The sequence below is a fragment of the bacterium genome, assembly GCA_040755795.1.
In the GTDB taxonomy this organism is placed as follows: Bacteria; UBA9089; CG2-30-40-21; order CG2-30-40-21; family SBAY01; genus JBFLXS01.
Genome location: JBFLXS010000251.1, coordinates 1 through 5,902 on the forward strand (window position 1 = coordinate 1; position 5,902 = coordinate 5,902).

Consider the following 5,902-nt stretch of genomic DNA (forward strand, 5'->3'; position numbering starts at 1 on the left):
TTCTTCTACAAACAGATTGCTCCTCTGGAGCAAATTTAATAAGCAAAAGATGGCAGAAAATGAAGTAAAGCAATGCCTGTGACCATAGATATAGCTTTAACTCCTACGCAACGCTCTCAAAGTTAACTGCACAGGTGGAAAAATTTTATGCTTGACAAATTAGGGGTTATTCTGATACAATAGATACCAATGTGGCAAAGATTTTAATTGTTGATGATGATAGATATATAATTGATGTTGTGAAGGTTGCTCTGGAAATACAAGGATATGAGATTATTGATGCCTTTGATGGTGAGGAAGCGTTAGCAAAAACAATACATGAATTTCCTGACCTTATCCTCTTAGACCTTTTGATGCCAAAAATGGATGGTTGGGAGGTATATGAACAACTTAAAGGAGAGACAGAAACAGCTCATATCCCAATAATAATCATAAGTGCCTTATCTGAGGAAACAAGTATGCCAGAGAGAATGGAAGTTGAAGATTATATCGCAAAACCATTTGAAATGAATGATTTATTAAATAGGGTAAAAAAAAGTCTTGAGAAAATATGAGCGGGGGTAGCTCAGTTGGTAGAGCAACGGCCTTCCAAGCCGTTGGCCGCGGGTTCGAATCCCGTCCCCCGCTCCAAAAGGAAAAACTTAACCGTTCAGGGATATAGCCACAGAGAACACAGAGGGAATATAGCAGTTATTAGTCAAAATTTTACTCAGAGTGGATAAGGAAAAAATCCCAAATCCCAAGCACCAAATCTCAAATAAGCACCAAATTTCAAGTAATAAATATCAAACTATGGGGGGTAATGTTTTGAATTTTGGTCATTCGAATTTGTTTGGAATTTGTGATTTGGAATTTCATAGCCATATCTATGTCAAATTTCGATTAATAAGTGCTATAATTCGTGTCCATTTGTGACTAATTTCTCTAATTCTCTGTGAACTCTGTGCCTCTGTGGCTGATCCATTACTTTAGTCATCCTATGAGGTGTAAAGTGGCAAAGAAGAAAAAAGGCGGTGGTGGAGAAGGAGGAGCGAAGGTTGAAACTGCCGGTGGGTTACGCTGGCTAATTACTTATGCAGATATGATTACACTCCTTCTGGGAGTATTTATTATTTTATGTTCTGGTGGTGCTCCGAGTGAATCTGAAATGCAACAACTTACCACTGCATTTGAAAAGGTATTTAGTATTAGTGAAGGTGGTGGTGGAGAAAAGGTTGTTACAGGAGCAGGTGGTAAAAAGGTATTAGAGGGTAAAAGTGGTGTCCTATCCGCTACAAAAGATTTAATCTCTCCTAAGGCATTAATTACCCGTAAATATACTCAAACCTTTAGTTCTGAAATTAAAAAAGGTAAGATGGCAGTTAAATCGACTAAAGATGCCCTGGTAATTAGATGTTATGAAACATTATTATTTGAGCGAGGGAGTCCCCTAATAAAACCAGAGGCATATCCTACACTTGAGCGGATTGGTCTTTTAATCTCAAGAATTCCTAATAAAATCGCCATTGAAGGACATACGGATGCCTCATTACCGGCACAATTCCCATCTAATTGGGAACTATCAACTGCTCGGGCAACAAATGTCTTACAGCACCTCATAGATTATGCAGAAAAAAGTGGTCTATCTCCAACAGAGATTGAAAATATTCAAAAGAGATTGTCTGTATTTGGCTATGCTCAATTTCACCCGGTAAATGAGGACCTTTATGCTAAAGTTAATAACCGCATAGATATTATTATCTATCATCATAAAACAGCGGAAGAATTACTTTTTAAAGAAGAGGAGAGTTAAAAATGGCGAAGAAGAAGAAAGGTGGTGGAGAACATGGTGAAGGACTTGAAACCGCAGGTGGCTTACGGTGGCTAATTACCTATGCGGATATGATTACCTTACTTCTTGGAGTATTTATTATTTTAGTCTCGACATCTCAAATGGAAGGTCCTAAATCAGCGGCTTTAGGTGAGGCATTAGAACGAATATTTTCTATATTTAAACGCGAGGGAGGAGATAAAGCTAATGCCCCGCAATCAGGAGGAGATAGTGTTCTTCCCAAACGCACAGCAGAAGAAGGAATCAGGGCAACCGCTGTTATCCGAACAGCAATCATTAAAAAAAGATTAGTCCAGAGTATACCCCAGACCGTTGGCGAGGGAAAAGTAGTTACTGAAAAAACTAAAAAAGGATTAGTGGTAAGTTATCATGATTCGTTGTTTTTTGATGTCGGCAGGGCTAAGATAAAAGAAGAATCTTATGCCAGTCTGGATAAAATTGCCCAAACCCTTGAGATAATCCCAAATAAAGTCATAATTGAAGGCCATACAGATGCCTCACCAATTTCCACTCAAGAGTTTAAATCTAACTGGGAATTATCAACGGCAAGGGCTAATAATATCTTACATTATTTTATTGAACATGCTAAAAAAAGAGGTTTTGATGAAGAAAAATTAGAGGAATACGAACAAAGATTTGCTATTGCCGGCTATGGTCAATTCCAGCCTATTGATGAAAATCCTTCTTCTCCTCAAAACAGAAGAATCAATATTGTTATCCTGGATAAAAAAATAAAGGAATTTTAAATGGGCTTTACCTTAGGGATTATTGGGCTGCCAAATGTAGGTAAATCTACTGTTTTCAACGCCTTAACCAAACTACATGTCCCCGCAGAAAATTTTCCTTTCTGTACAGTAAGACCAAATGTAGGTATGGTAAGTATAAAAGATAGTCGTCTAAACGAATTGTCGAAATTAATCGATGCGGTGGAAACAATCTCAACAACTATTGAATTTATTGACATCGCGGGTTTGGTTCGTGGAGCAAGTAAAGGAGCAGGACTGGGAAATCAATTTCTATCTCATATTCAGGAAGTAAATGGACTTGCTCAGATTATTCGTGCCTTCATCGACCAGAATGTCTCGCATATTGAGGGAGAAATCTGTCCACAAAAGGATATTAATATTATAAATATCGAACTAATTTTAAAAGACCTGGAGACGATTGAAAAACGGATAAATAAAATAACCCCATATCTTAAAACAAAAGATAAAATCTATAAAGAAGAAATAGAGGTTCTAAATAAACTTAAAACTCACTTAGATTCCGAAAATCCAGTGAGGGGATTGCACCTTGACGAAAAAGAAAAGGAATTTGTCAAAACTTATGGACTACTTACGGCTAAACCGATAATTTATGTGGCAAATATTAATGAAAATACACCTGACGAGTTAATTGGTCAGGTTAAACTCAAGGGATTAAAAGAGGGATTAGAGGTAATTATCTTAAATGCTAAATTGGAAGTAGAATTATTAGAAGATTTCGATGAAGATGAGGCACAAAGATTTAGAGAAGAACTCGGTATTCAAGAATCTGGCTTACAAAAATTAGCTCAATCAGGATATAAGGCACTTAATCTCATCACCTTTTTTACGGTGGCAAATAGAAAACTTCGAGCCTGGACGATTGAGAAAAATACATTAGCCGCAAAAGCCGCCGGGAAAATACATACGGATATGGAAAAAGGATTTATATGTGCTGAGGTTATTCCATATCAAAAATTGAAAGAAATAGGTTCGTGGACAAAGGCAAAAGAAATGGGCGAAATTAAGCACGAAGGCAGAGAATATTGTGTTTGTGATGGAGATGTTATTACTTTTAAATTTAATCCTTAAAATTTTATTGACACAATATTGATTTTTTGATATACTTATTTTGGAGGAAATGATGACAATATTAGAGTGGATTAACTCAGTTCAGGGAGTAATTACTATTCTCGGAAGTATTCTCGGAGGAATAATTACTCTAATAGGAACCATTATTGGTGGTATATTATGGTTACAAAGAAAGTTTGCGGCAATTGATGCAAGATTTGCGGCAATTGATGCAAGGTTCGAGGCAATTGATGCAAGATTTGCGGCAATTGATGTAAGATTTGCGGCAATTGATGCAAGGTTCGAGGCAATTGATGCAAGATTTGAAATAATTGAAAGAAAACTTGCGGCAATTGATGCAAGATTAGCGGCAATTGATGAAAGGTTTGCGACAATTGATGAAAGATTAGCGGCAATTGATGAAAGGTTTGCGACAATTGATGCAAGGTTTGCGACAATTGATGCAAGGTTTGCGACAATTGATGAAAAATTTGAGAAGTTAGTTAACGCAATGAGGATAATGGCTGAAAATATAAGTGAGAATACGAGAGTTCTAAAAATGGTGGATGAAAATATAATTACAGTCCTGGCTCGGGCACATCTTATTTTACCTGAAGAACAAATTACACTTTATAAAAGTTTTAGTGATAGTCATATAAATACATTTGAAAATACAGTAAAGTGGCTAACAGGAAAATCTAATCCTTTCAGCAAAGAAGAAATTGCGAGATTAGTAAAATATAAAGATATGTCTACAGGGGGAAAAATATTTTCGCTTGAAGAAGCCAAAGATTTCCATGAACTCGCTCATAAGCTGGACCGTGAACCAGGTGCCCCTGGCGAAGGGGTAGGATTTTTGTTAGCCTTATCGGCTTATATCTTTGGAGTAAGTCTGGGCATTGAAGATGATAAAAAAAAGGAGGTGAGGGATAAAAATTGAGATGTTATGAATGTATGTTAATTGTTAACTCACAAGTAAAAGAAGAAGAGGTCGAAAAGTTAATCAAAAAGGTAGAAAAAATAGTCGAAAAACATAGTGGAGAAATTAAAAAGGTAACAAAACTGGGGTTAAAAAAATTAGCAAATCCCATTAAACATAAAAGGGAAGGGATTTATTACCTGCTAAATTTAGAAATTGACCCTGTCTCAATTAAAGAATATGAAAATATTCTGAAACTCTCTAATATCGTTTTAAGATTTCTTACCCAAACATCAACTGCACCAGTAGTTGAAACACAACCAGTAAAGGAAGAACCAATAAAGGAGGAAGCATAGTCGTGGCAAATTATAATCGTGTGATAATAGCCGGTAATTTAACCCGTGATCCAGAATTGAGATATATTCCAAGTGGTCAACCTGTAGCAAATTTTACAGTTGCGATTAATAGGAGTTATATGACTCAAGCAGGAGAGCGACGGGAAGAAACAAGTTTTATACCAGTGGTAGTCTGGAGAAAGCAAGCGGAAACTTGCAATCAGTATTTAAGTAAAGGGAGTCCTGTTTTAGTCGAAGGCAGACTTCAACAACGCTCATGGGAAACTCAAGAGGGACAAAAAAGAAGCATCATCGAAGTAGTGGCAGATAGAGTAGTTTTCTTAGGAGGAGCTAAACCTCCGGTGGAAGAAGTAGAAGAAGGAGTATCTGAATCTCAAAACAATAGAACTCCAGAAGATAAAAATGAGGATGTGCCTTTTTAAAGGAGGAAAAAAATTAATAGATTATGTTAAAAAAAACACAGACAAAAAAAGCAACTAATTGGGCCGATCCAAAACGAAGGAGAAAATGTTACTTTTGTGTGGATAAAAAGAAAGAAATTGACTATAAAGATATTGATGGTTTAAGAAGATACATATCTGAAAGAGGAAAGATTTTGAATAGACGAATTACCAAAAATTGCGCAAAACATCAGCGTCTGGTAACCAGAGCCATTAAACAAGCAAGAAATCTGGCGATTTTACCATACACGGTAGAATAGATTTATCCTTTTATAACAGGTAAATGGTAATTGGCGAGGAGAAGTTATTGTTTTGAAATTCATCAATTGATGAATACAGTATCACAAGCATCTTGCTTGTGATTATTTTATTTCTCAATCTGGAAGATTGAACTACCTGTTACTTGATGTTCAAGTTTTTAAAGGTATAAAGATTTAACCGCAAAGAGCGCAAAGGAAGATTTCGCAAAGGACGCAAAGGAAGGAAAATAAGGTGGTGAACAACCTATTGCTTTGTTAAGTTTGCTTTGCTATGTTTAGAAA

General features: G+C 36.2%; 8 protein-coding genes and 1 tRNA gene. All 9 read left to right on the forward strand.

Annotated elements, in window-relative coordinates; all coding sequences use genetic code 11:
- The first annotated feature begins 191 nt into the window (after window positions 1-191).
- Window positions 192-554: a response regulator gene (locus AB1414_13965; protein ID MEW6608528.1), complete on the forward strand. Its 363-nt coding sequence runs from the start codon at window positions 192-194 to the stop codon at window positions 552-554.
- Window positions 555-630 (forward strand) — tRNA-Gly (locus tag AB1414_13970).
- A gap of 361 nt (window positions 631-991) precedes the next feature.
- The gene (locus AB1414_13975) at window positions 992-1,792 is read left to right on the forward strand and encodes a flagellar motor protein MotB (protein MEW6608529.1); all 801 of its coding nucleotides are present in this window, start codon (window positions 992-994) and stop codon (window positions 1,790-1,792) included.
- Window positions 1,793-1,794: 2 nt separating this feature from the next.
- Window positions 1,795-2,577 (forward strand): flagellar motor protein MotB, encoded by a 783-nt coding sequence (locus AB1414_13980; protein ID MEW6608530.1) that lies wholly within the window; start codon window positions 1,795-1,797, stop codon window positions 2,575-2,577.
- Complete coding sequence (gene ychF / locus AB1414_13985) at window positions 2,578-3,666, forward strand: redox-regulated ATPase YchF (GenBank protein MEW6608531.1); 1,089 nt, start codon at window positions 2,578-2,580, stop codon at window positions 3,664-3,666.
- Between the two features lie 49 nt (window positions 3,667-3,715).
- Window positions 3,716-4,585: a hypothetical protein gene (locus tag AB1414_13990; GenBank protein MEW6608532.1), complete on the forward strand. Its 870-nt coding sequence runs from the start codon at window positions 3,716-3,718 to the stop codon at window positions 4,583-4,585.
- Window positions 4,582-4,920 (forward strand): 30S ribosomal protein S6, encoded by a 339-nt coding sequence (gene rpsF / locus AB1414_13995; GenBank protein MEW6608533.1) that lies wholly within the window; start codon window positions 4,582-4,584, stop codon window positions 4,918-4,920. Before AB1414_13990 ends, rpsF begins: the two co-directional genes overlap by 4 nt.
- A 2-nt stretch (window positions 4,921-4,922) precedes the next feature.
- On the forward strand, window positions 4,923-5,342 hold the full coding sequence (locus AB1414_14000) for a single-stranded DNA-binding protein (GenBank protein ID MEW6608534.1): 420 nt from the start codon (window positions 4,923-4,925) through the stop codon (window positions 5,340-5,342).
- Window positions 5,343-5,365: 23 nt separating this feature from the next.
- Window positions 5,366-5,620, forward strand: coding sequence for a 30S ribosomal protein S18 (gene rpsR, locus AB1414_14005; protein ID MEW6608535.1), 255 nt, complete (start codon window positions 5,366-5,368; stop codon window positions 5,618-5,620).
- Window positions 5,621-5,902 lie beyond the last annotated feature (282 nt).

Excerpts from the sequence above, each read along its gene's own strand:
- AB1414_13990 (MEW6608532.1), top strand. The coding sequence starts at position 3,716 with ATGATGACAATATTAGAGTGGATTAACTCAGTTCAGGGAGTAATTACT.
- ychF (MEW6608531.1), top strand. The coding sequence starts at position 2,578 with ATGGGCTTTACCTTAGGGATTATTGGGCTGCCAAATGTAGGTAAATCT.
- AB1414_13980 (MEW6608530.1), top strand. The coding sequence starts at position 1,795 with ATGGCGAAGAAGAAGAAAGGTGGTGGAGAACATGGTGAAGGACTTGAA.
- rpsR (MEW6608535.1), top strand. The coding sequence starts at position 5,366 with ATGTTAAAAAAAACACAGACAAAAAAAGCAACTAATTGGGCCGATCCA.